This is a genomic window from Flavobacterium collinsii (assembly GCF_902804485.1).
GTDB lineage: Bacteria > Bacteroidota > Bacteroidia > Flavobacteriales > Flavobacteriaceae > Flavobacterium > Flavobacterium collinsii.
Window position 1 is genome coordinate 92,633 of record NZ_CADCST010000083.1, and the last position, 25,091, is coordinate 117,723.

A 25,091-nucleotide genomic window follows, 5' to 3' on the forward strand; every position below is an offset into this window, starting at 1 on the left:
TAAGAAATGAGAGCTTTTGATTTTATTATGGTCTAAACAGCTAGTTTACAGTTACTATTGAGCATCCCAGGTGGCAGTAGGATAGTAGATAGAACTTGTTACCGGAGCCTTCCAGTATTCCTGACTGCCGCCACGGAAGGTGTGAAGACTTACTGCATTCACATTTCGTTTTGAATCGTTTGTCACCCAACGTATGGTTTGATTTAATAACTCCGTACCGTTTACATAGTATTTGACGTATCCGTTAGTGTTGGATCCGGTATTTAATTTAACAGAGATCTGGCAGTTGTAGGTAACTCCTTCTTGTATGAAGTACTTTTTTCCAAAATCATTTCCAAATTGTCCCGGCTGATCTTTGTAATATACATACGGTTGAAGATAAGCTCCGCTTCCTATAGACGAGTTTGATCCATTTGGACAATACCACATAAATCTGGCACTACCACCATTTCCATCCCATCCTGGGTCACCGCCAGTGTTCTGATCACCAATTAGAATACCATATCCGCATTTACCGCCTCTGCTCCAGTAAAATCCGGAATTAAATCTCATCTGAAACCAAACAGTGTAAACGCCTTCCGACCAAACCCCGAACGAGGTACACAAACCGCCAGGACAGGATAGTGTATTGGTTTGCAATGTGATGGTTCTTGCACCGGCACTGCCTGCTAATGCTGCAGCAGCTGAAAGAGCCTCTTTTTTGGTGTTTTCTTGTATCTCATTGTTGACGATTTGTGACTCGTCTTTAGTAACACTTTGCGGGGCATTGACCTCCTGTTCCTTTTCGCAGGAACTAAACACTAGTACTGTAATAAATAACAAACTTGCTAATTTTAAGATTTTTTTCATTTTTAAAACTTTAAGGTTAATAAATAATTAATGGTTAGTAAAGAATAGATTGTAATTACATCATTGACCTTGTAACAAAAAACTTTTTTAATTATCAAAATCAGTATCAGGTAATTGACACTGTAAAGTTGATTAATAACAATTTGTAAGAGGATTAAAAAAGTACGATTTTAGGTACGCAATAATCCCGTTTAGTTATTTTTCCTATTATTTTTTTAGTTTCTAAAAGCAGCAGTAGTGGAAAGACGCAGGATAAAATACCTCAAAAGAGCATAAAGCCTTTCATTTTGAATGGCTTATTCTATCAGTTTGATAGGGATTTTTAAATGGTATAGAAACTTAATCCTTGCAGTTGTTTGTTTTTCAGTTACTTATGTTTTTTTGGGTTGTTTTGGCATATCGTTTGTCTTTATGGGGGAAAATCAACTCAAAAGTTTTACCTAAATCAATAGTAGTAGGATTGGTTTTGATAAGTATAAAACTTTTTATGACGGTTATATCAACATCCATATAACCCAAACAGTATCAAACAAAAAAAATATGAAAGCAAATAAAACAAGAGATAGGGAGATTGCGAAACTATACGCATCAAATAAATCCATGCAAAACAAAGATAGAATCATCAACTTAATCGTTTTTGCTTTAGTTTTATTCCTTACTGTTTTTCTAATTTCTCAATTGATGTAGAAAGTATTTAATTTAAGATGATAAAAGCCTTTCATCTCAATAAAAATTTTAATAACCTGTTAAGATTTTTTTTAAGAATCACATTAGATATCATAAGTAACATCATATACCTAAACAATTATGAAAATTATAAACCCTATTATAGATCCCAGAATAAATATATCTAAGAAGTTTTATTCTTTTTCTGATTCATCCCGTAACAAGGCAATATCTTCAGCTGTTAAAGACACGGAAGAAGCTGTTGATTTTATTATTGAAAAAGCCAGATGCAGTCATACCTATTGGATCAAAGAAATCTGTGAAGCCACATTATTAGCCGCTAAAGCTCGTGGAATAGGTATTTCGGAATGCGCTCCAGAGCTGTTGGAAGCAAAAATGAAAAAAGGAGATACTGTCATAGCATTTACATCAGACGGAAGATGGGCAGGTTTTTCTTCTATCAATTCATGGGAAAACGAAAGCTATGTTTCTAATTCAGGATTAGTTGTAGCACCCGAGTTTAAACATACCGAACTTGCAAAAAAGATAAAAATAAAAATTTTTGAGTTGAGTCGCGAGAAGTACCCGAATGCGCGTATATTTAGTTTAACGCCAGATCTCTCAGTAGTAAAAATGTATCATGAACTCGGCTTTAAACAAGTGAGCTCTTCGGAGCTAATCTCAAAAGAAGTGTTTTGGAAGAGCTGTAAATCATGTGTAAATTGCCCTGTACTAATGAATAGGGAAAGAAAAAACTGCTTGTGTACGGCGATGATTTATGATCCAAAACATGATACGGCAGTTGTTGATCAGAATAAAAAAGATGTTGTATTAAAGGATAAGGTTTTGTTGGAAGAATTGCGTCTAATTAAAATCAGGTCATTAAATTTTCTCTCAATTAAGATCTGAGATTTTAATAGCAAAAGGACAGTGCAAAAGCTTCAATATCTTGTCTTTTTAGCATGATGTTTTGACCTAAATTATTAATTTTAAATTTGATAATGAGGGTGTTATTGTATAGTGTAATCTTAAAAAATTCTAAAAAATGAAAATGATAGTAAACCTTAGAGCCGGTCTGCTTTTTCTGATGATTATTTTTCTTTCATTAGTAAGTGCATACTATAATTTTTCGATTGAAAAAGATACGGATGATATTTTGAAAGCTAATTTCAATACTTTGGAATATTCCAGAAATATGCTCCTTTCATTAGACGAGATAAACACAGATAAAACAAAGGCAGTAGCTGTTTTTCAGGACAATTTAACCAAACAAGCAGGCAACATCACAGAAGTTGGTGAAGATAAAGTAACGGGTAATCTGCAAGAGAATTTTGATTCTTTAAAAAAGAACGCGACCGCTGAGAACTTTAAAAGTCAAATTCGTCAGGATATTTTTCAGATCATGAAATTGAATATGACTGCGATTAAAAAGAAAAATGAGATTGTCAAACATAAAACGGAAACTGCCAATTTCTGGATTGCTATTTCGGGAACATTTTGTTTTTTGTTAGCTTTTAACCTGGTACTGAATCTATCGAATCGCATTAGAAATCAATCTGCTGATAAGCACAAAGAGTAAGATTTATAATGGTACTATATGCAACAAGACATGAAGTATGCAGCTGCCATTTACAATTTATTACTTAAGTTTGTAACATGAGTAAGAGTATTAAAATTATATCATCAGAGGAATTTCCAAAACAATTTATGTCGGATGCTTCCTTAGATTTTGATTTCTTAAAAACTCCTTTGCAGATATATGATTTGAATACCACAACAGAGTATATTCAAATTCCGACTCCGCTTTTCAGACCTGATTATAATTTTATTGTTCATGTTACTAATGGTAATGCCATACAACAAGTAGATAATGAGATAATAACATTAACTGAAGATGATGTTTTGTTTGTAAAACAAGGGCACATTACAGCAATGAAAGAAATTGATCTGGTTATAACCGGTCATTTTATTTTATTTGAAGAAAGTGTCTTAAATCATATTCTGTCCAAACAGGAGCTGATACAAATTTTTGCCACAAACTCAGTTGTTAAACTGCCAAAAGAGACGAGTGTATGGCTTAATTCCTTGTTTTGCTTACTAGGACAAGAATTTAGAAGCAAAAATTCCAATATCGAAATTTGTTATTCGCTCATGCAGGCTGCTTTTCAAAAAATCATTTCTTCCAATAAAGAGCTTAATAAAACGGTACACCGCGGTAATGAAATTACTTTTTCCTTCAAAGAACTGGTTTATAAATACCATAGTCAGGATAAATCCGTATCCTTTTACGCTGATAAATTAAAAATTTCTGTAAACTATCTCAATAGGTGCATTAAGCAAACCACAGGAATAGCTCCAAAAGAATGGATAAACAATGTAAGTATCCTGCAAAGTCAGATTCTTTTGCAAGATTTGACCAAAGACATTTCAGAAATAGCTTTTGAACTGAATTACGAAGATCCGTCTTATTTTGGACGGCTTTTTAAAAAAATAACCGGTACAACTCCTTCACAGTACCGAAACTCTCTTATGCACGATTTGTCCGAGTAACGGTAAACTAAATCCTAACAACAATTATTGTTTTAAGCACACCTTTGCCTTAAGAAAATCTTAGGGGGCTAATGCAGCTCATGTGTTTAAATTTAATAAGTGTTATTTTGAAAAATGTACGATCATTAGTTTTATTAACCTTGTTTATTTGTCTTCCAAATAAATTTTATGCTCAATTAATAACAGATGGCGCAGGGGTTAGCGTTTCTGTAAACGGAAAAAGTAGCTTTGAGAATGTATCAACTTTAGATCCTTATTACGGAAATAAATTCAGATACAATACGTATGATTTTTGGTTACCAATTCCATCCTTTAAAATTGGAAAAACTCGTATTCTTGGAATTGTAAACTACCGTGTTTTGGATTTTACATTCGATAAAGATTTCAAGGATAGTCCGAATCATATCACAAAAATACAGGAGATCAAGCCTACCATTGTAGTACGTCGTCCTTTTGGACAAAGATGGGCTGTTTTTGGAATTTTCTTGCCTACTGTGGCTTCCGATTTCAAAGATTCGTTTTCAATCAATGACATGGTTTTGGATGGGATTTTTGGAGTTTCAAGAAAGTTTGGAGAAAAATCGAATCTTGAAATTGGTATAGGTCCACATATTATGTATGCTTTTGATAAATTTCTCATAACACCTGCTATATCTGTTGATTACAAAAGTAATAATGGTAAGTGGATGGCTCAGCTATACTGGCCTAGGGTGAATGTTTTTAGGAATCTTGGTAATACTACACAAGTTGGTGTGGCAGGATCTATAGATTGGACACTTCACAATTTACAAAACTATAGGAACAACGAAGGCTTAGAAGTTGATTATGCTCAGTTCTCGGCTGTTCATGGCGGTTTGCAGATTAATCAGCGGCTTTTTGATGGTTTTTGGCTTCAGTTGCAGGGAGGTATAGGATTCGCCAATAAGTACACCTTGTATGATTCAGATAACAATAGTATTACCAACTATAAGACTAAAGAAATTCCATATGCGAAAATGATGCTTACCTATCGTTTTGGAAACTAATAGAAAAATAAGAATGCAAATTAAACAAGTTTAACAACAATAAATTAAAAGAAGAAAATGAAAAAAACAATTCTGAGTGTACTGGTATTAGGAGTTTCATATTTTACTAATGCGCAACAGGTAAAAATGAATATTGATGTGACCAATGTTCAAAAAGGGAAAGGGACAGTTGTAGTGAATGTTTACGATAAAAAGCAAAATTTCCTTAAAACAGCCTGTTTTACGAAAGTGCAAAAGGCCAATCAGGAAACGATAAAATTTCAGGTTGATTTGCCAAGGGGGACTTATGCCATTACTGTTTTTCAAGATTTGGATAACAATGGAAAATTAAACAGCAATTGGTTCGGAATGCCAAAAGAACCGGTAGGAAACAGTACCAATTTTAAACCGGATGGAGGAGCACCAACGTTTAATGATTGTTCTATCTATGTTTTAAAAAATGAGTCTGCGATAGCTATTGAGCTTTATTAGGAGTTTTTGGTCTCAGTTTACAGTCGCAGTTTACAGTCTCAGTTTACAGTCTCAGTGTACAGTCTCAGTATTCAGTCACAGTATTCAGTCACAGTATTCAGTGTTTGCAACAGGTAGGTAACGGGCTGTAAACTGCGACTGCGACTGAATACTCTTAAAAAACTGAATGCTAAAAAAAGAACCTAATTATAATAATAAACTATGGAGGAGATAATATCAAAGAACAGAGCTATTGCAGAAGTAAAAGGTGCATGCAAGGAGTATCAAACCGGTGACACCTTGATTACTGCCTTAAAACCTACAAGTGTTCAATTTAAAACGGGCGAACTTACCTTAATAATTGGTCCTTCGGGTTCAGGAAAAACGACATTGTTGTCTTTATTAGGCTGTGTTATTTATCCAACAAAAGGCGATGTTTTTATAGATGGTCAACAAGTAAATACGCTTTCGGCTAAACAATTATCCACTTTGAGATTGAATAAAATAGGATTCGTTTTTCAAAGTTTTAATCTTTTGGCCCCCCTTAGTTCCTTAGAAAATGTCATGATTCCGCTGCAACTTATGAATTTTGATGAGGCTGAAGCAAAAAGAAAAGCCGAAAATGCCTTGGAATTAGTAGGCATGAAAGACCGAATGAAAAACTTACCAAAAATGCTAAGCGGAGGTCAGCAGCAAAGAGTTTCTATTGCGCGGGCGTTGGTAACTAATCCGCCTATTGTGCTTTGTGACGAACCAACTGCTGCACTAGATGTCAAGAGCGTTGGTGTGGTTATGGATGAGTTAAAAGCACTTGCTAAAAAGGGCAAGAGTGTAATTGTAGTTACACATGATATGCGACTTAAACAATTTGCCGATAGAATTATTTATGTAGATAACGGAATCGCAACCGAAAAAGAAATGTAACACTATAGAAAATCATTAATCACATTATAAAGAATGAAATATATCTTAATTTATCTAATAGCCTTGTTTTTTAGTTGTTGCAGCAAAAAAGAAGAGAATAAATCCGATCAGGTGGCTGTCCATAAAGAAGTTGCTCCATCAGAAATTGTTGGACTCGGACGTATAGAACCTAATGAAAAACTATCTGCATTGGCAACCGAAGTAGGGGGCATTGTGGTAGGTATTCATAAAAAAGAAAATGACTTAATTACCAAGGGTGACTTAATTATTGAATTGGATCACGCTATTCAGGATGCAAAAAAAAAACAGATTAAGAGTAGAATTGAAACGCAAAAAATAGAAATAAAAGTAGCTCAGTTAAACTTAAAAGAAAAGGAAATAAATCTGGAAAATAAACAGACTGAGCTGCAACGATTGAAAAATTTGCATAAAAGTGGTGCAGAAACAAAACAGAATCTTGATAACCTTGAAACAGAAACGAAGGTCTCTCAAGCCAATGTAGAGCAATTACAAAGCAGAGTGCTGATGGCTAACTCCCGGCTTCAGGAAATGAAACAAGAACTGGAAGTATCCAACAGGGAATTGCAGCAATATTTGGTAAAAGCGTTAAGTGATGGACAAATTATGACCATGAATGCTACGAAAGGGGCAGCATTGTCACCAAATCAGGCATTTGCAGATTTTATTCCAAAAAGTGAATTGGTCGCAACTTGTGAAATCGATGAATTGTTTGCAGTTAAGATTAAACAAGGACAAAAAGCCATTATTCGTCAAATTGGTTCCAATAAAACGATCGGTTCGGGAATTGTCATTTTTGCCTCATCGGCACTCAAACGCAAGTCGCTTTTTTCTGAAAAAGCTGGTGATCAGGAAGACAGGAGAGTTCGGGAAATAAAAATACTCCTGGCAAACCAAACCAAGTATCTGATTAACTCGCGAATTGAATGTGTAGTTCAAACCTCCCTATGAAATCGATGATACAAACAGCCTGGAAGTTTATTCGTTTTGATAAAACTAAAAGCATAGGAGTAGTGGTGGGCATAGTGATAAGCACTTTCCTTATTGGTCAGCAAATAGGAACATTCAATTTTTTGACAGGATTAATGAGTGTTTTGGTAAAAAATACAACAACGGACATTTGGGTTGTTGATGATAAAACGACTGATGCCAATCAGCTTAGTTTGATTGACACCAGAAAAGAGAAAGAAATCAAGAGTCTGACAGGCGTTAAGGAGGCTTTCCCCATCGTTGTAATAAACGGAAAAGCAAAATTTCCCAATGGAACCAGCGCCATTGTAAACATTATTGGTAGCGAATATCCCCATTTTAAAGTAGGTCCGGATAGTACTAAGATCATACAGGGGGAACTTCCGGATTTGCTGCAGGAAGCGGGTGTATCTGCCGATTATTTTGACCGCGGCAATTTTGGAGGCTCGTCGGATGTTGGAACTTTTTTTGAAATTAATGGGAAAAGAGCCGTCATTACACTACAAACGAAAGGAATAAGAGGCTGGGGTGGTTACTTGATGTACACTACAGTAGACAGAGCAAGGTATTATGGCAATATACCTTCGACTTCTATAAGTGCCTTAATGGTAAATGTAAAAGACGGGGAGGATGTAGATCGTGTCGTCGATGAGATCAATAATTCTATTTACGGAGTCAGAGCCTGGCGAACGTCATCTCTAAGTTCATCGACCGTAGCGAGTGTTTTGGCTTCTACTGGCTTAGGTGCCAGTACAGGATCTTTAGTGGGGTTTGCAATTATAGCAGGTTTCTTTATTATCGGTCTTACGATGTATTCATCGGCACTTGACAGGATTAAGGATTACGGAACTTTAAAAGCAATAGGAGCTACCGATTCCTACATTCGGAATTTGATACTTACCCAGGCTACTTTATTTGCTATTGTTGGATTTATGGTAGCGCTCGTTTTCTTAATGGGGTTTAAAAATGGAATGTATCAAACAGGAATATTGATTGATTTTAGTCCAATTATACTCTTTTCAATTCTAATCATCACCTTTTCTATTTCGCTTTTTGGAGCTGTGTTTGCCATTAGAAGAATCAAAAATGTAGAACCTGCTTCCGTATTCAGAGGCTAAAAATCGTTGTAATGAAAAATAATTTAATGAATATCCGTTTTATTGGGTGTCTTATGCTGTTATGCCTTTGTAAAATGAATGCACAAAGCACGGTATGGACCTTAAATAACGCAATTGAAGAAGCACATAAAAATAGAAAATTATTGACTTCTTTGGAAACCGCATCTAAGATCAGCAGCTTAAAAACAAAAGAATTAAATGCTAAATATTTACCCAGAGTTTCTTTGAACTACAATTATCAATACAATCCGATTATTGCTACAAGCGTTTTACCTGCCAGTGCATTTAATTCGGGAACCTATTCAGATGGTTTGGTACCGGTAAAACTAGGAGCCAATTATACCCAAAATGCCGGTGTTTTACTGCAACAGCCTTTGTTGGATATTTCGATTTCAAAGTTAATTAGGGAGTCCCGATTACAGGAAAAACTGGCAAGCTTGAATGAAAAAGAGGCAAGGATAGAGCTTACTTACGAAGTTTCAAAGGCCTATTTTAACACATTGGTAGCGCAACAGCAAGTAAAAGAAGCTATTGGTGATACTACCCGTACGGCTTTAAGTTGGAGTACAATAAACCAAAAATACAATAACAACAGAGCTTTAAAAGTTGACGTAAACGATGCCCAAGTAACACACAATAACGCGATTCAAAAATATCATAATGCAGTGAATAACGTTTTGGTTTTAAAGCAATACCTTTTATATGTTACTGGAAATGAATCTTCACTTGCTGCTTCAATCGTATTAGAGAAGTATAGTATGGATGGAAATAGTACTGATCTCGATGAAGGTTTAATTCAGGCATTGCCCCAAATCCAAATTTTAAAAACACAAAACGAAGTGTTAGAAAATAAAAAGAAGCAGGAAAGGGCCAAACGCAGTCCAACGATTAGTCTCAACGGTTACTTAGGAGCAGATCAGTTTACAGCCAGTATGAATCCCTTTCAGCAAGACAGCTGGTATGGCAATAGTTATATTGGAGTTTCCTTAAAATTACCCCTTCTTTTTGGCGAGAATACAGCAAAGAGAATAGATCAGTTAAAATTGGAACAGGAGCAAAATAATAACCGAATCGAAGAAGACATTAATAAAAATAAATACAATGCGCTGAATGCTACTGCCGCTTATCAAAATGTCTTACAGCAGCTAAAAACGGTACATGAAAATACCAGGCTTACGCAGGAGATTGTACTGGTTTATCAGGAGCGGTATAAGTTTGATCAGATTTCGTTTAATGAACTTAACGATAAAGAGATTCAATTACAGAATTTAGAATTAGTCTCTAACAAACTTCAGCAGGAATTGATCATGTCATGGTTGGATTGGAAGAAGGCTGCGGGAAAATTAGTTGTACAATAGTGAAGCGTCTTTAGCGTAAGTATAACGACTATTGCATAATTTTGTAAGGCATAAAGTAACTAGCTAATTATTATTACACTATGAACAATACATTTTCCGACAGCAGTCAAATTGGAACGGTCGCCACTTTCTCTGAGCTTATACATACCGATTTCGAAGGAGAAAAGAATGCGCTATGCTGGTACCGAAATTTGGATGGCGATTTTAAGGAGATTGTAACCAAGTTGTCTCTGGAAGAAAATATAACCGAAGTGTATCCGGAAGATCTAATCGCGCTCCAACTCTCAGAAAAAGGAAGTATAGCGCGGGAAATAATCTTAAAAGATTTACAGCTATTGACTGATTTTGGAGCTTCGCCTTCTCTTAATCTGCTGAAGTGTTACGAACGTGATGATGAATTTGATTTCATATCGACTGATGTGTATTCGTTTCATGTGGATCGTTCGCCCATTGCAACAGATACTTTTTTGTGCACCTATCACGGAGCGGCAAGTGATATTATTCCTAATGAACAGGCAGAGCAAAAAATCCTGATTCCGGAAATCCGGTTGAAGCTAAAAGAACTTTATGACGGGACAGAAGAAGAATTCGAAGACTTTTTGAAGGAAAATTATTTTGATTTGCATTATCAGGTACATCCGGATGCAGAACCTGTTAATTTAGGAGTAGGACATCTTTGGCGACTGGCCGTAGATCATCCAAAACAACAAGTGTTGCCTTGTATTCACAGGGCGCCAATAGAAAATGAAGGAGAATATCGTTTGTTGTTGATTTGCTAACGGAAATAAAAACTGATCCGCTAATTGAAGTTTTAGTGCAGTGCATGCTTTGCGCAATTCCTTTTTTAACTTATATTCGCTGTCTATACATTTGTGAGTGCTTACTCCTTTAAAAATCTAATTTGTGAAACAAAAACACGAAGACGTACAAGACAATCAGCTTAAACGCGGATTGACGAACCGACACATTCAGTTAATTGCTTTAGGCGGATCAATAGGAACAGGTCTTTTTCTCGGCATTGGCCCGGCGGCTGTATTAGCAGGACCATCCGTTATTTTAGGATATGCTATTGCCGGAATTATCGCTTTTTTTATTATGAGACAACTTGGCGAAATGGTGGTTGAAGAGCCTGTATCAGGAAGCTTTAGTCACTTTGCCTATAAGTATTGTGGTTCTTTTGCGGGTTTTGCGTCTGGTTGGAATTATTGGATTTTATATATTCTGGTGAGTATGGCCGAACTTACAGCGATTGGTGTTTATGTACAGTTTTGGTGGCCTGAGATTCCATTGTGGGCATCCAGTTTATTTTTCTTCCTGGTTATTAACGCTTTGAATTTTGCCTCTGTAAAAGTTTATGGAGAGACTGAATTCTGGTTCTCCATCATAAAAGTGGTTGCCATTATTGCAATGATCCTTTTTGGGACGTACTTGCTAATAAGTGGAACGGGAGGGGAGCACGCTACCATTCATAATTTATATAATGATGGAGGCTTCTTTCCAAAAGGTTTCTTTGAAAAAACGGCTTCCGGTAGTTTTCAGGGTTTATTATCCGCAATGGCACTAATTATGTTCTCTTTTGGTGGTTTAGAACTCATTGGAATCACGGCTGCTGAGGCAGAAAATCCAGAGAAAAACATTCCAAAAGCAACCAATCAGGTTATTTATAGAATCCTTATCTTTTATGTTGGTGCATTGGTCATTTTATTTGCTTTGTCGCCTTGGCAGCAAATTACAACAGACAGTAGTCCGTTTGTGATGGTTTTTCAAAATTTAAACGGAATGGAGTTTGAATTGTTTGGTAATAAAATATTTTTCACACGTCTTATAGCCAATGTGCTTAATTTGATTGTATTAACTGCCGCTTTATCAGTATATAATAGCAGTGTATACAGTAACTCACGTATGTTATATGGTTTAGCAGATCAGGGTAACGCGCCCAAGTTTTTAAAGAAGCTAAACAAACAATCGGTGCCCATTAATGCGATTTTAATTTCTTCCTGTTTTGCAGCGATCTGTATTTTAATCAATAAAGTAATTCCGGAAGAGGCTTTTAGCATTTTAATGTCTTTGGTGGTGTCTTCTTTGATTATTAATTGGGTGATGATTTCGTATACACATCTACAATTTAGAGTATCGAAAGATAGGGAAAACACAAAAACTAAGTTCCCTTCAATATTTTATCCGGTAAGTAACTACGTCTGTTTGGTGTTTTTATTGGGTATTTTATCCATCATGTGGATGACTGATATGAAATTATCCGTAGAATTAATTCCGATTTGGCTGGGGATTCTTTTCGTATGTTATAAAGTTTTTAAAACAAAAAAATAGTAGCTTTTACTATTATCAGGAGGCACTGAAAATCAACTACAAGTTGAATTTCAGTGCCTTTTTTAATGCTGCGTACTCGTTTTCTGTATCAACACTAGAATGAATTATATTTCAAATCCAAAGATCATAAAGAAGCAATAAAAATTTGTTTCTGTTTTTGAATTGGCATGTATCATAATGTAAGGTTTACAATAATTTATTACAGGCATCTCTTACTTTTGCTTTTTTCTGATCCGTATAGTAGCAGAAAATAAGCAGTTACAGGAAGCTATGTGTTTCTTAATCATACTGTAGGTCGGATAAAGTCTTTGTGGTTAGAAACTCCATATTAAAGATATTAAACATATTGAAGATTAATTTTAGTAAAGGGATTCTTAATAGTAATGTAAGGTAATTTTAAATATGCCATAACTTGAGTTTTGAGATTAAATTGTTTTTTTGATTTAAAAATATTTTATGGAAAATAACAAGGATTTAGGCAGAAGAAGGTTTCTTAGAAATTCTCTATTGGTTGCCGGAGGAGTTTTCATCGCTCCACTTATTGAAAGCTGTAGTAATGATGATAAAACGGATAACAGTGGTGCACCAGATGGAATGAAAAATGAAGGGTTTGAGACAGGAGTAGCCAGTTTTGACCCTACAGAAACCGGAGTCATTATCTGGACAAGATATTCAACAGGCTCAGATGCCGAAATTACCTGGGAACTAAGTAAAGATGCCTTATTTAAAGAAGTAACAAGAAAAGGGCAGGCTGGAGCATCTTCTACGAATGACTTTACAATAGCGGTAGATATTCAGAATATTCCTTCCAATACAAAATATTACTATAGATTTTATAATACCAAAACCAAACAAGTAACAGTTACCGGAGAAACACGCACATTACCATCAAAAACAGATAGTGTAAATGATGTAAAAATGGCCGTTGTTTCCTGTTCTAATTTTCCGGCAGGGCTTTTCAATGTGTATGGAGCGATTGCTTCTTCAGATGCTGATGTAGTGGTTCATCTTGGAGATTATATTTACGAATATGCACCTGGACAATACGGAACAAATCCGTTTACAAATCCGTTGGGCCGAGAGCATAAACCAGCCAGGGAAATTATAAGTCTGGGTGATTACAGAGAACGATACAGACAATATAGAGGAGATAAAAATCTTCAGCTTCTTCATCAGAAAAAACCTTTTATATGTGTTTGGGATGACCATGAGTTTGCCAACGACACCTATAAATCAGGTGCAGAAAATCATCAGCCGTCCGAAGGAGATTTTCAGATGAGAAAAATGGCCGCTTTTCAGGCTTATAGCGAGTATATTCCACTTAAAACAGGAAAAGATCTTAGAATTTACAGAAGCTTTAATTTTGGTAACATTCTTTCGCTTTATATGATGGATACCAGAGTGATTGCAAGAGATAAGCAGTTGAGTTATACGGATTATATTGATAATGTCGGAAATTTTGACCAGACAAAGTTTAAAACGGATCTGTTAAGTACAAACAGAAAATTAATTGGAAGTGAACAAATGACATGGCTGGGTTCACAGATCAATGCTGATACTGCTAAATGGAAAGTATTAGGCCAGCAGATTCTGATGACAAAAATGCTGATTCCTGCTGAGTTGCTGATGCTTTTGAATCAAATTTTAGCAGAAGTCAGTAAACTTGGAAGTGCAACTCCGGCGACCATGAAGGCGCTTACTACTACAATCTCTCAACTTGTTGTTCTTAAAATGAGACATAAACAAAATGATCCTTCTTTAACCGCTCAGGAAATCGCGAGAATTAAGACAACTTTACCTTATAATCTAGATGCCTGGGATGGTTACTTTGCCGAAAGAGAACAATTGTATGCGATGCTTTCCGGAAAAAATGTTGTGGTTTTAGCGGGAGATACTCACAATGCATGGATGGGTAAACTTACAGATATGCAGGGAAAGCATATAGGAACTGAAATCGCGTGCAGTTCTGTTTCATCACCAGGATTGGAAGGTTATCTTGGAATCACCTCAGACCCTTCAAAAGCGATAGAATTAGCACAGGCATTTACAGTACTTATAGATGATTTAGAATATGCAAATTTGTATAAACGTGGCTATACCTATCTTAAATTTACTACATCCGGTTCTGAAGCTGAATGGCGATTTGTAGACAGTGTAACAACCGAAACGACGACTACTGTTACAGAAAAAAAATATACTATAGCATAGAAATCTCATTTGGTACGGATTGAATCTTTCTCAAAAGTGCCAAAAATGGATGGAACTGAATCGGAACAGGAGTAATCGTGTTCCGATTTTTTTATTCTATAGATTGGAATATTAATAAACAAAAGCTAGATGATCTATTTACACCGAAGCTGCTGGTTGTCTTCGACAGAAAAAAAATAATCAATTTATCTGTTTATTCAAGCTTAGCTGTAAAACTTAGGTCCACACTAATATACCAGTTATAAATTTGTAAGAATCACGAAGTATCAGTAATATGGGTCTTAGCGCTATAAGCTAATGTATCATTTTATTGTTTATTAAAATATATATAGTGTGAAATTTTGTTTTATAGGAATACTAACCTCAATTAAGTCACTATTTGGACAAAATTGAAAGATTTTTAATCAAATTCAAAAGCCTTGTTTTGCTTTCACTTATACCTTCGTTTTTCTAAAATATCTCTCACAAGAAAAAGCATAAGGATTAAATGACAAAATATATAAAGAGTTTAGATAGCATATTTGAAATTCTCCTTCTAATGATTATTGCGGGAGGCCTTTTGAATATTAATTGGTTTTTCAATCCCATATTCGCTTCTTATTATGTATTTTGCCTTTTATCTCTAGTTTTTATAATCCTTACCCTTGTAAATGTTATCAGAGGGCCTTTTCAACTATACTTAAACCTGCCTTCATCATATCTGGGACTATGGTGTTTGTATATTTTACTGCGTAATACTGCTTCTAAACTTGATTTAGATACATTTCTGATCTACATGAGTGTAAATTTTTTATTAATAGTTAGTGCAACGACTGTTTTTAATTCTCCGACTTTCAACTTAAAGAGATTCTTTTCAGGTATAATGGCCATAGCCGCAATAGAATCGTGTTATTGTATTTTACAATATTTAGGATTTATTAGAAGTAAAAGTGAGTTTTTTATCGTTACTGGGACTTGGATAAATCCAAATGTTACAGCGCAATTTTTAGCAATGTGTGTTCCTGTTTTTCTTTACAGTTTTAAAAACAAGCGAAAAAAAATATACCAAGGAGGCTTTGCCCTTTTGTTGATAGCTTTAATACTGTTAAAGTGCAGAGCTGCTTTTATAGGCACTTTGATCGCTACAATTGTCTATTTTACCTTAGAGTATTCTTTTATAAGCTGGGTAAGGAATCAGCGCAATAAAACTGTAGTTAAAGCCTTTGTGATCATTGGTCTTTTTTTTACGCTATCAATGGTAAATCAATTGTATATCAGTAAAATAGCTTCTTCGCAGGGAAGAACTTTTATATGGAAGTTATCTTCCATGATGATTACCGAAAAACCCGTTTTTGGCTATGGTTACGGTTTGTTTGAAAAAGAGTATAATTTATACCAGGCGAATTACATTAAAAAAGGGAAAGCTTCTTTACAAGAACTTCAAAATGCAGGGCCTACAACAGTGGCACAAAATGAATTTCTACAAAATGCAGTCGAAGGTGGCTTAATTGGAGTTTCTTTAATGTTATTGTTTTTGGGATCGTTAATTATAGTGGTTAGACAAAAGAAAAATAATCCGAAAATTACTGCTTCAAAAAATAGCCTCCTTAATCTTACTTATGCAGCAATATTATCTTTTGTGAGTATGGCAATGGTCAATTTCACCATTCAATCCGTTCCTGCCATGACTATGCTTTCAATATTTGCAGCCCTACTATACAGGAATATTAAAACGGCAGAATTTTCTAAAACTATAACGTTTCAAAAGAACGCATCTCTTTTTGTATGCGTATTAAGTATGACTATTACTCTTTGTTTGTCTTATAGGATAGTTTCGGTAGCTTTCAATGACACGCAAAATAAAAAAGCTTTTTTGCTTAAAAAAGAAGGCAAAACACAAGAAGCCCTACTTTGTATCAAAGCATTAGAATCTGTTTTGAAAAGCAATCGGGATTATTGGAAAAACTATGCAGGAATTTATTTTCAAATGATGGATTATGGCTCGGCTTTAAAATGCCTTGAGAGAGCAAAAATAACCAGTGCCAATCCCGAGTTGTATTTAGCAACAGGTGTTTGTCATGAAAAACTGCAACAATATCCTAAGGCCATACAACAATACAATCAATTGGTCCTGTTACAACCATCAAAATTTGCTTATAGGTTTCAATTAATGAATGCTTATATGCAAAATAAAGACAGCATAAATACTATAGCTGTTGCGCGGCAAATTATAGACCTATATCCTAAAATTCCTTCCCAGAAAGTAACACAGTATAAAAAAGCAGCATATAACGTTTTAAATAATTTCAATGCCTTATAGGTAACTCTCTAATAATCAACAATGCACTTTTTTAATTCATTAAGTACTGCTTCTTAATAAATTACATTATGTTTTACTAAAATAAAAAAAAGATATGCTTCAAAAATTACATTCGACACTATTGATAAAACTATTATTTGTATTGTTTTTTCCAGTCGGTGTGTTTGCTCAATTCCCGGATGCTGTAGAGAAAAACCTCAAAAAGGCAGGTAATAATCGCTCTGAATTAGAAAAAGCCATCACTTACTGCAAACAAACTGGGGATACTTTAAAACTTAAAGCCATTTATTTTCTAATCTCTAATATCGATATTCACACTTCTTCCGACTATTACTGGGAAAATCAGGCAGGGAATAAGATAAATTATAATGAACTAGACTATTCCGATTTTGATCAGGCAGCAAAAGAGTTTGAAATAATTAAAGAAAAGAATCCGGGTTTGCAACCTAAAAAGATTATTTATAAGGATATAGAAAATATTAAAGCAGATTACCTGATTGCTAATCTGGAAGAGGCTTTTACTGCTTGGAAAAATTCTGCGGTCAAGAATACTTCATTTGATGATTTTTGCGAATATATTCTGCCATATCGAATAAGTGTAGAACCTTTACAAAATTGGCGAAGGTCTTATGCCGCAAAGTTCAACTGGATAAATAAACGCATACAATCTATTGGTTTTGAGGCTACTTTGCCCTTTGTAAGAGATGAAGCTAATTCGTGGTTTACCAATACTTGGGGTACTGGAACCCGTAAAGAACCATTGCCGAGACTGGGAAGTATGCAGCTTCTTATGCGAAAACAAGGTAGTTGCGATGATCTGGCTGATTTGGGTGTATTTACCATGCGTGCCTCGGGAATTCCTGCTTCTGTCAATATTATTCCTTATTGGGCCACTTCTACAGGAGGGCATTCCATCAATGTTTTTTTTGAAGGCAATAAAAAAAATATTCTTTTTGATTATGGATCCAAACAATATAATGAAGCATTAAGACGTGAACCGACCAAAGTACTTCGTCTTACTTATTCTAAACAACCGGAGAATTTAGCAAGTTTTGAAGAATCGAAAAATATTCCAAATGGTTTTTTGAGAGAGCAAAATTATATAGATGTTACTGGTGATTATTGGAAAACCACTAAGGTAAAATGCAACTTATATCCCAATGCTAACGTCTTTGAGATTGCTTATTTAGGGACTTTCAATGGTTTAGGATGGAAACCTTTCTGGTGGGGGAAAATCACAGATAATAAGGCTGAGTTTAGTCAAATCTGCCAAGGTACAGTAGTATTACCACAATATTACATTAACGAAAAAATGATTCCCGCCGGTCCTGTAGTGTGGATTGGAGATAAAGAATCTAAAGTACTGATTCCTGATCTCAAAAAAACACGTGAGGTACTAATTACCCAATTGGCTAATTATCTAATTTTTAAGCCTCAGGTAACTTACAAGTTGTTTTACTGGAATGATGCCTGGAAGCTAATTGATTCAAAGACAGCAGCCCCGGATACTCAATCACTAATGTTTGCCAAAGTACCCAAAAATGCATTGCTGCTACTGGTCTCGAGTAACTCCAAAGGATATGAACGACCATTTATTGTAGACGACAAAGGAGAACGAACTTGGTTCTAACCCCTTAAACCTATTGAATAATTCAGGAATGATCAAATGGAACACCTTTGTTGATCTTGTCTGAGTATACCCTTAAATCAGAATAGAGTGCCAAAAACTAAACATTGACCTAGATATAACAACTCAAAAAAGAACCAAAATGAAAACCAGAATAAATGAATTAATACTTACGGGTCTTTTCTTAGTTTTTGCCAATTGGGGGCAAGCTCAGATAAGCCAAAAAGTAATTAAGCAGTTTCCTGCTCATATTATTTATCAAATAAATGAAATGTCCTCCAAAATAGTACTCAACGAAGACAAACAAATAAAAGTTGGAAAAAAATTATTTGCAAGAGATAGTTTAGCTAATGTGGAGCTAAATAAAGGAGAAGCTGTATCTAAACTAAAAATATACTATGAAATAGAGAAAAACTTCTTCCAAAATATATGCACGCAGGAAGAAATAGAAGAATATTTCCATAAAGCAGACCCCACTAACAGATTTTTATTGGCCTTAAGATCAATTACTGTATTAAAACTAAATCCTACACAGATCAGCCAATTACGCGAGCAGAATGCTGTTTTAGATTTGGTGACTATAACTAATCAGCATAAAAAAATTCAATATTACAACAGTAAGCTTGAATCAATCCTTGATAGAAAACAATTTGTTTTATTAATTAAGCAGATTTATTCTCAGCAATCCTTAGAAGAAACAAAAAAGGACTGGCAGAATATCCAGCAATTCAAGTTAATAAGCACTAAGGATACCAGTGGCCTTTACAAAGAATTATACAATTATAATTTAATGGTAAATACAGTTGTTGATCCGCAATCTGAGAAATTAGGTGTAATAAAAAACAGGGAAGTTCGAAACGCACTTATGCTTCAAAAACAGCCATCAATCTTGACCCGATACAATATCCTTTCAGAAGGCAGTTATAAAAAAAATCTTTTTTCGACAACTATTAAATTTCAAGAGGATCTAAATCTTGCCCAGATACAAATAGATTCTCTTCTGTCAAAATACAGAACATTGGAATTACAAAAATTGAAAGATGAGAAAAAGGACCAAATGCTGAACAAAAAAAGTGAGTATATCCTCTATGAAAATACTGCTATACTTGAGATTTTAGATCCAAAACAATTAGCCAGGCTATTGATTAAAAAAAATGAAAAAGCAGCTTCTAATATAGCCGTAAATAGCTGGGAAGAACTTGAGCAATTAGGACTTACAAAAAACGTAGACAGAAATACAACCCTGAAGGAATTCATGCATTATCAGTTAAACTTTTTAGTGGCCAGTGACCAGGTCAAAATGAATAATAACGCGGTGAATATTTTTAATAAACGTGATGTAGAACTCAAAAAACCTGAACTCCTAAAGCAACTAGAGCAAACAAAAAGAAATCAGGAAACATCCAAAAGTGCAAAAAACGCACTAAAATGGTAGGTTTTTGCCTGTACTAAAGTAGATAAGTAGCCAGATCAAAAATCCTTTTTTAGATCATCATATCTGCAAAGGACGGTTATTTTTTACCCTTGATCAAGCTGCCTGGTCAGAGCTCTTTTTCCCCCTTATATAATTTAACCAATAACTAATATTAATATAAAACCAATGAAAAAAATAATCCGATCAGGAATTTACCTGCTTGTTTTTCTAGCGGGTATAAACTGTTTTTCACAAAAAAGCATAAAATCTTCCCCAGAGCTAAAAACTGCAAAACTGCAATTAATAGCTGGTAGTAAACAATACAATCCTAAAGCGGCTCTAGTTGTCTTTGAGCATCAAGCGTCTGAAGGCAATGCCGAGGCTATGAACGGCTTAGGGCTTATATACAGTCAAGGTCTTGGTGTCGCTGTAAATGAATCACTTAGTTTAGAATGGTTTCAAAAGGCAGCCCAAAATGGCTACCCAAAGGCCTATTACAACCTGGCTATGCACTTCAAAAATGGAATAGGTGTAGCCAAGGACGAAGTCAAAGCACTAGATTACTTTGAAAAGGCCGTAAATACAGGTTATACTTATGCATACTTTTCCTGGGGGCAAATGATCTCCAAGGGCTTAGGCTCACCACAAAACTATGCTCTTGCCATGCATATTTGGAAACAAGGAGCAGACCTTGGTATTCAGGATTGTATCTATGGTCTGGGCTATCTGCATTATAAAGGCTTCGGAACAGAGCAAGATTATCAAAAGGCTTTTATATTATTTCAACTAGCAGCCGACAAAGGAGGCAGTGCAGGGATGTACATGCTGGGTATTTGTTATCGCAATGGTTATGGTATTAACATAGACAATCAAAAAGCAAGATATTGGCTTACCCAATCTGCCGCATTAGGATATAAAAATGCAGCGATAGAACTCGGGCAAGCACAACCAGAGAATGCAATGCCTAATCAAATTAATACGCAATCTGTTGCATTAGAAACTATAAACACTCTTAATGAAGGTACCGCACCTAAAAAATTTCAAAAAGTAAATCAAAAAGCAATTCAAGGAGATATAAGCGGAATTTACACTGGCTACCTGATTCGCTACGATTGGAGTGGACAAAACATTATCTCTAAAACACCCCTTGAAGTAACTTTAAATAAAAAAGGGGAAATACTTGAAGGAGAATGGAAAGAAAAAGAAGGTGATCAGGCACATTTCCAGGCCAATATCACACCTGAGGCCCTCATTTTTAAGAACTCTAAAATTGACAGAATAGAGCATTTTTCAAATAATACCCCAAAGACATATGAGTTCAAGCAAGCCAAGTTACAGTATTTGCAAAAAGACGATATGGTTTATATAGCAGGGAATATTCAGCTTTATGATCTTGAAGAGCATGAAATTGAAAAACCCATATATGTAAGCTTACAGCGAAATGCTTCTTTTGAGGACACTGGGGGCAAGCAAATAATATCACAAGTTATTATTTATCCTAATCCGGTAACTGCAAACAGTTTTAATCTAAGTTATGAACTAACTGAGCCAACAGATATAAGTATTGAAATTTATTCTTTTACTGGTTTTTTGGTGAGTGAGCAAAAATTGAAAACTATCCAAGAAGGGCTTCAGCAGCAGAATATACAATTTAATGGTCCATCAGGTAACTATATATTAAACCTGCATTACGGAACAAAAGTGATAAAAACAATTTTAATAAAGAAATAGACTCCATGAAGAAAAATTATTTTTTAGTTGTTTTAACGCTCCTATTTATGCTATGTGCCCAAGTAGGCTATACCCAAACCGATGTTGAAGGAGGAGAATTAGGAGAAGTAATCATTGACAATCCTTACCACGAACCCGATCCAGAGCCTGAACCTTGCTTTGATTGCAGTTGTGACCCTGTCTTTTGTTCTCCCGGCGGCGGCGATTATCCAACAAATCCTGAACCTGAACCTTGTTATGATTGTTCTTGTGATGAATCTTTTTGCAATACAGACGTCCCCCCTAATGTGTGTACGCTAGTTTGCCTTAAAGGATTTGAACTTGATCCAGATTCATGTCAATGTAATCCTGTTCAAACCGAATCCCAGGGTCCGTGTATGAATAGAGACTTAAGACATAAAAAAGTTTCAAGTAATGTGGCTGAGATGATTAATCAAAGGTCACAATGGATGAGTGCCAATGGAAACGCAGTAGAAGTTAAATCTTTTGAAATACAAAATATTGAAGATGGATATGGGGATATTAACCTAGACCGGTATGATCTGGGAATTAATAAAATACCCAATGGATATACTCCCCAGATGTTATTTGAAGAAATAAGGACAAATTTTTCTAATTTTGTAACGGGGGGTGATTTACCTGGTATGGGAGTTGATGTAGTGCCCTATTCACCTGAAGATGGTCTTAAATGGAATTCCAGTAACCCTATAGGAGCAGCAATGGATTTTGATAATAGTCTGGATACCTCCACAGTGATATGCACAGAATATAATTATAATGAAATGTATTGGAACTTTACTACTGTAAGGAGCGCGGACCATTTAGGTCACTTTGTGAGCGGAACCAGACAGTTTGGTATGCAAACCAATAGTGATGGAAGCTATTCTTTTTATTTAAGAGGGGCAGACCGTTTAGGCCAAGCAATTGATTTTGGAGCAAATAACGGAATTCCCGGAGTTGACGACTTTTTATTTAACCAAGCGGCAGACGCCACCTGGAAAAATTTAATGACAACACTAGAAAACTATATTAAAGCAAAGACGGGTGCTATAGTTGTGCCTTTTGACAAAGATGAGGATTATGCCAAAAGATATGAATATAATCAAAGTGATTGCCCTGAATAAATTAATTAAAACAAAAACACAGATGAGAAATATCATTTTTTTACTACTAGTGACAATCAATTTGTTTTCAAAGCCTTTACAGCAGAAAGACCATCTTAAGGACAAAATAGTCGTGCAGGCCACAATTGCCGAAATTTATTATAATAGACTCGAGGTCTCTACAAGGCTACCTTATTTTGCAAATAAATTTATCGATCGCAAGGCAAAACAGCGAGCAGAAGTACCATTTGCTATTTGGCAAACTATAAAAAAAACAATAGATTATAGCCCATTTAAAAATGCTGTAATACAGATACTTAATAATAATTTTACCACTGCTCAAATGCAAGTAACAGTAAATGAATATCAAGCAAAACCATACATTCCTATTGTTCATTTAAAACTTAGAAATGAATTACAGCTGGCTTCGCAAGATTTTGATGCTGTCTTATTAAATCATATCAATACCGTTTTGATTGCTAATGGCTATCAAGCTTTAACATTATAAATTGAATGGAAGAAATAAGTAACTTTAAGGGGATTAGTTTTACAAAAAATATTAGAATCCTGAATGTCATTATTTATGCTTTACTAATCTTTTTTGGAAATATATACGAACATTTCGTTCTTGTGCTGTTGTTTTTTTACCTGCATTTATTGGTGATTTTAATATTCATAATTTTAGAATTAAGGTATGTAGTTTTAGCAAGAAAAAACTTTATAGAGCATATTTTTATAAACTGGCTGGTATTTTTTGGGTTTTTGATTATACTATTTGATATTGTTAAAATATTTTTACCCAAGAGGTAGTATTCGCTTGTCTGAGTAAAGTTCTGAAGCCGAATGGCGATTTGTAGACAGTGTAACAACTGAAACGACTACTACTGTTACAGAAAAAAAATATACTATAGCATAGAAATCTCATTTGGTACGGATTGAATCTTTCTCAAAAGTGCCAAAAATGGATGGAACTGAATCGGAACAGGAGTAATCTTGTTTCGATTTTTTTTATTTTTATATGTAATTGAATATTAGTAAACTAAATACTTATTATTGAAGTGTTAATTAATATGAGATAAAAGCAACGGGAGAGCTTAAAAATGGATTGAATCCATTAATCTAGGATTAGGACATCTCTGATGAATAGCTGTAGATCGGCTAAAACAGTAAGTACTGCTTTATATTCATAAAGTACCAATAGAAAGTGAAGGGGAATATTGGTTGTTGTTAAGAGTATTCTATTTATACTTACTCAAATCCAGATTAAGAATAGCACCTACTTTGCTAAACTCTTCATTAATCCTTGCATTCAGGATGAGTTGTTCGTTGTTTATTGGATGATTAAAAATTAACTGATGTGCATGAAGCATCATTCCTTTCAGATCAAAATTATCCAGCCATAATTTATTTTGTTTGTTGCAACCATGTGGGCGGCTTCCTAAAATAGGATGAAAAATATGTTTGAAATGTTTACGCAATTGATGCATACGTCCAGTTTCGGGAATTGCTTCTACCAAACAATACCGTGAGGTTGGTTTATTGTTAAATTCTAAATCAACTTCGGCATTTTGCAAACGATGAAAGTAGGTGATTGCATTTTGTTTAATGTCATCATCGTTGGTTAAATCATAATCAATCGTTAGTTCTTCGGGTGACCAACCACGTAAAATGGCTAAATATTTTTTTTCGACTTCGCGTGTGGCAAAACGATCGTTCATAATTTTCAAAACCTCTTTATCCAGTGCAAATAACAAGACACCGGATGTTTTGCGGTCTAACCGATGAATAGGATAGACGTGTTGTCCTATTTGATTTCTCAGTTCCTGAATAGCATACACTTTTGCATCGCGCGCGTAAAATGATTTATGAACCAACAAACCACTTGGTTTATTAATGGCTATAATATATTCGTCCTGATAAAGAATTTCTAACATTTGGCAAAAGTAAAAGAGATTTCGATTGAAATCTCTTTTATGGCTTATTTATTTTCCGTTCAAGACTTGAGTAGGTAGCGCAAAGTCACAGACATTTGGGCATCGTGCTTATTGTCAGATGAATATTTCGCAGAACAGAGGGGCGTATTGAATTCTTAATTACATTATATAGTCTTTTTTTGAAACAAAATGACTGGAATGACGTCTAACGATTTTGAGATGATTTAAATTTCTCTGTTTTTACTGTAATATTAAAACCAAAATACTATGATGACCTTAATGGCTATATTTTTTCCTTCGCTGTCCTTTCTTCTGAGGGGAAAACTTCTGACCGCTCTTTTGTGTCTAATACTGCAGATTACGCTGATAGGATGGATACCTGCAGCCATATGGGCGGTGCTGTCACTTGAGAATTCCAGAGCTGACAGAAGAAATGCCAAACTTATTAAGGCAGTGAAAGCAAAATAGAATGAGCTGGAAAAAAAGAAAATAGATTTTATAATGAGGTATTGTTTGTATC

General features: G+C 34.9%; 21 protein-coding genes. 19 read left to right on the plus strand and 2 right to left on the minus strand.

Translation table 11 applies throughout. The annotated features are described in order from the left end of the window. Positions 1-54 precede the first annotated feature (54 nt). The gene (locus FLA105534_RS11530; RefSeq protein WP_173966267.1) at positions 55-849 is read right to left on the minus strand and encodes a polysaccharide lyase; all 795 of its coding nucleotides are present in this window, start codon (positions 847-849) and stop codon (positions 55-57) included. An 807-nt stretch (positions 850-1,656) separates the two neighbouring features. Between FLA105534_RS11530 and FLA105534_RS11535 the strand changes: the two genes are divergently transcribed. From FLA105534_RS11535 to FLA105534_RS11620, 18 genes are all read left to right on the plus strand, one after another. After that, positions 1,657-2,424, plus strand: a complete 768-nt coding sequence (locus FLA105534_RS11535) for a GNAT family N-acetyltransferase (RefSeq protein ID WP_173966268.1) — start codon at positions 1,657-1,659, stop codon at positions 2,422-2,424. A 136-nt stretch (positions 2,425-2,560) separates the two neighbouring features. After that, complete coding sequence (locus tag FLA105534_RS11540; protein ID WP_173966269.1) at positions 2,561-3,094, plus strand: hypothetical protein; 534 nt, start codon at positions 2,561-2,563, stop codon at positions 3,092-3,094. 77 nt (positions 3,095-3,171) lie between these two features. Beyond that, positions 3,172-4,065, plus strand: coding sequence for a helix-turn-helix domain-containing protein (locus tag FLA105534_RS11545; RefSeq protein ID WP_173966270.1), 894 nt, complete (start codon positions 3,172-3,174; stop codon positions 4,063-4,065). 107 nt (positions 4,066-4,172) lie between these two features. Continuing rightward, positions 4,173-5,090 carry a DUF6268 family outer membrane beta-barrel protein gene (locus FLA105534_RS11550; protein WP_246253222.1) on the plus strand — a complete coding sequence of 306 codons (918 nt, stop codon included), beginning with the start codon at positions 4,173-4,175 and terminating at the stop codon, positions 5,088-5,090. Between the two features lie 57 nt (positions 5,091-5,147). Further along, a complete protein-coding gene (locus tag FLA105534_RS11555; RefSeq protein ID WP_173966272.1) occupies positions 5,148-5,561 on the plus strand; it encodes a DUF2141 domain-containing protein in 414 nt (137 codons plus the stop codon). 201 nt (positions 5,562-5,762) lie between these two features. After that, positions 5,763-6,464 carry an ABC transporter ATP-binding protein gene (locus tag FLA105534_RS11560; RefSeq protein ID WP_173966273.1) on the plus strand — a complete coding sequence of 234 codons (702 nt, stop codon included), beginning with the start codon at positions 5,763-5,765 and terminating at the stop codon, positions 6,462-6,464. 33 nt (positions 6,465-6,497) lie between these two features. Further along, positions 6,498-7,433 (plus strand): HlyD family secretion protein, encoded by a 936-nt coding sequence (locus FLA105534_RS11565; protein ID WP_173966274.1) that lies wholly within the window; start codon positions 6,498-6,500, stop codon positions 7,431-7,433. Next, a complete protein-coding gene (locus FLA105534_RS11570) occupies positions 7,430-8,569 on the plus strand; it encodes an ABC transporter permease (RefSeq protein ID WP_173966275.1) in 1,140 nt (379 codons plus the stop codon). The genes FLA105534_RS11565 and FLA105534_RS11570 overlap by 4 nt, the downstream gene beginning before the upstream one ends. Before the next feature lie 11 nt (positions 8,570-8,580). Next, positions 8,581-9,927: a TolC family protein gene (locus FLA105534_RS11575; RefSeq protein WP_173966276.1), complete on the plus strand. Its 1,347-nt coding sequence runs from the start codon at positions 8,581-8,583 to the stop codon at positions 9,925-9,927. Positions 9,928-10,007: 80 nt separating this feature from the next. Beyond that, positions 10,008-10,706 (plus strand): DUF1826 domain-containing protein, encoded by a 699-nt coding sequence (locus tag FLA105534_RS11580; RefSeq protein ID WP_173966277.1) that lies wholly within the window; start codon positions 10,008-10,010, stop codon positions 10,704-10,706. Between the two features lie 124 nt (positions 10,707-10,830). Further along, positions 10,831-12,255 carry an amino acid permease gene (locus FLA105534_RS11585; RefSeq protein ID WP_173966278.1) on the plus strand — a complete coding sequence of 475 codons (1,425 nt, stop codon included), beginning with the start codon at positions 10,831-10,833 and terminating at the stop codon, positions 12,253-12,255. A gap of 456 nt (positions 12,256-12,711) precedes the next feature. After that, the gene (locus tag FLA105534_RS11590; protein WP_173966279.1) at positions 12,712-14,463 is read left to right on the plus strand and encodes an alkaline phosphatase D family protein; all 1,752 of its coding nucleotides are present in this window, start codon (positions 12,712-12,714) and stop codon (positions 14,461-14,463) included. A gap of 487 nt (positions 14,464-14,950) precedes the next feature. Further along, positions 14,951-16,762, plus strand: a complete 1,812-nt coding sequence (locus tag FLA105534_RS11595; RefSeq protein WP_173966280.1) for an O-antigen ligase family protein — start codon at positions 14,951-14,953, stop codon at positions 16,760-16,762. 94 nt (positions 16,763-16,856) lie between these two features. Beyond that, positions 16,857-18,392: a transglutaminase domain-containing protein gene (locus FLA105534_RS11600; protein WP_173966281.1), complete on the plus strand. Its 1,536-nt coding sequence runs from the start codon at positions 16,857-16,859 to the stop codon at positions 18,390-18,392. A 139-nt stretch (positions 18,393-18,531) separates the two neighbouring features. After that, positions 18,532-19,824, plus strand: a complete 1,293-nt coding sequence (locus FLA105534_RS11605; protein WP_173966282.1) for a hypothetical protein — start codon at positions 18,532-18,534, stop codon at positions 19,822-19,824. A gap of 165 nt (positions 19,825-19,989) precedes the next feature. Further along, positions 19,990-21,534 (plus strand): T9SS type A sorting domain-containing protein, encoded by a 1,545-nt coding sequence (locus FLA105534_RS11610; protein WP_173966283.1) that lies wholly within the window; start codon positions 19,990-19,992, stop codon positions 21,532-21,534. Between the two features lie 5 nt (positions 21,535-21,539). Beyond that, complete coding sequence (locus FLA105534_RS11615) at positions 21,540-22,658, plus strand: hypothetical protein (protein ID WP_173966284.1); 1,119 nt, start codon at positions 21,540-21,542, stop codon at positions 22,656-22,658. Continuing rightward, entirely contained in the window at positions 22,627-23,145 is a 519-nt protein-coding gene (locus tag FLA105534_RS11620) for a hypothetical protein (RefSeq protein ID WP_173966285.1), read from the plus strand. The genes FLA105534_RS11615 and FLA105534_RS11620 overlap by 32 nt, the downstream gene beginning before the upstream one ends. A gap of 730 nt (positions 23,146-23,875) precedes the next feature. Here FLA105534_RS11620 and FLA105534_RS11625 read toward each other — a convergent pair. Then, the gene (locus FLA105534_RS11625; protein ID WP_173966286.1) at positions 23,876-24,571 is read right to left on the minus strand and encodes a pseudouridine synthase; all 696 of its coding nucleotides are present in this window, start codon (positions 24,569-24,571) and stop codon (positions 23,876-23,878) included. A 279-nt stretch (positions 24,572-24,850) separates the two neighbouring features. Between FLA105534_RS11625 and FLA105534_RS11630 the strand changes: the two genes are divergently transcribed. Then, positions 24,851-25,039, plus strand: coding sequence for a YqaE/Pmp3 family membrane protein (locus FLA105534_RS11630; RefSeq protein ID WP_246253225.1), 189 nt, complete (start codon positions 24,851-24,853; stop codon positions 25,037-25,039). Positions 25,040-25,091 lie beyond the last annotated feature (52 nt).

Coding starts and splice junctions, on each gene's coding strand:
- FLA105534_RS11580 (WP_173966277.1), top strand. CDS start 10,008: ATGAACAATACATTTTCCGACAGCAGTCAAATTGGAACGGTCGCCACT.
- FLA105534_RS11565 (WP_173966274.1), top strand. CDS start 6,498: ATGAAATATATCTTAATTTATCTAATAGCCTTGTTTTTTAGTTGTTGC.
- FLA105534_RS11630 (WP_246253225.1), top strand. CDS start 24,851: ATGGCTATATTTTTTCCTTCGCTGTCCTTTCTTCTGAGGGGAAAACTT.
- FLA105534_RS11530 (WP_173966267.1), bottom strand. CDS start 849: ATGAAAAAAATCTTAAAATTAGCAAGTTTGTTATTTATTACAGTACTA.
- FLA105534_RS11615 (WP_173966284.1), top strand. CDS start 21,540: ATGAAGAAAAATTATTTTTTAGTTGTTTTAACGCTCCTATTTATGCTA.
- FLA105534_RS11570 (WP_173966275.1), top strand. CDS start 7,430: ATGAAATCGATGATACAAACAGCCTGGAAGTTTATTCGTTTTGATAAA.
- FLA105534_RS11625 (WP_173966286.1), bottom strand. CDS start 24,571: ATGTTAGAAATTCTTTATCAGGACGAATATATTATAGCCATTAATAAA.
- FLA105534_RS11560 (WP_173966273.1), top strand. CDS start 5,763: ATGGAGGAGATAATATCAAAGAACAGAGCTATTGCAGAAGTAAAAGGT.
- FLA105534_RS11555 (WP_173966272.1), top strand. CDS start 5,148: ATGAAAAAAACAATTCTGAGTGTACTGGTATTAGGAGTTTCATATTTT.
- FLA105534_RS11605 (WP_173966282.1), top strand. CDS start 18,532: ATGAAAACCAGAATAAATGAATTAATACTTACGGGTCTTTTCTTAGTT.
- FLA105534_RS11610 (WP_173966283.1), top strand. CDS start 19,990: ATGAAAAAAATAATCCGATCAGGAATTTACCTGCTTGTTTTTCTAGCG.
- FLA105534_RS11535 (WP_173966268.1), top strand. CDS start 1,657: ATGAAAATTATAAACCCTATTATAGATCCCAGAATAAATATATCTAAG.
- FLA105534_RS11590 (WP_173966279.1), top strand. CDS start 12,712: ATGGAAAATAACAAGGATTTAGGCAGAAGAAGGTTTCTTAGAAATTCT.
- FLA105534_RS11575 (WP_173966276.1), top strand. CDS start 8,581: ATGAAAAATAATTTAATGAATATCCGTTTTATTGGGTGTCTTATGCTG.
- FLA105534_RS11595 (WP_173966280.1), top strand. CDS start 14,951: ATGACAAAATATATAAAGAGTTTAGATAGCATATTTGAAATTCTCCTT.
- FLA105534_RS11600 (WP_173966281.1), top strand. CDS start 16,857: ATGCTTCAAAAATTACATTCGACACTATTGATAAAACTATTATTTGTA.
- FLA105534_RS11620 (WP_173966285.1), top strand. CDS start 22,627: ATGAATATAATCAAAGTGATTGCCCTGAATAAATTAATTAAAACAAAA.
- FLA105534_RS11545 (WP_173966270.1), top strand. CDS start 3,172: ATGAGTAAGAGTATTAAAATTATATCATCAGAGGAATTTCCAAAACAA.
- FLA105534_RS11540 (WP_173966269.1), top strand. CDS start 2,561: ATGAAAATGATAGTAAACCTTAGAGCCGGTCTGCTTTTTCTGATGATT.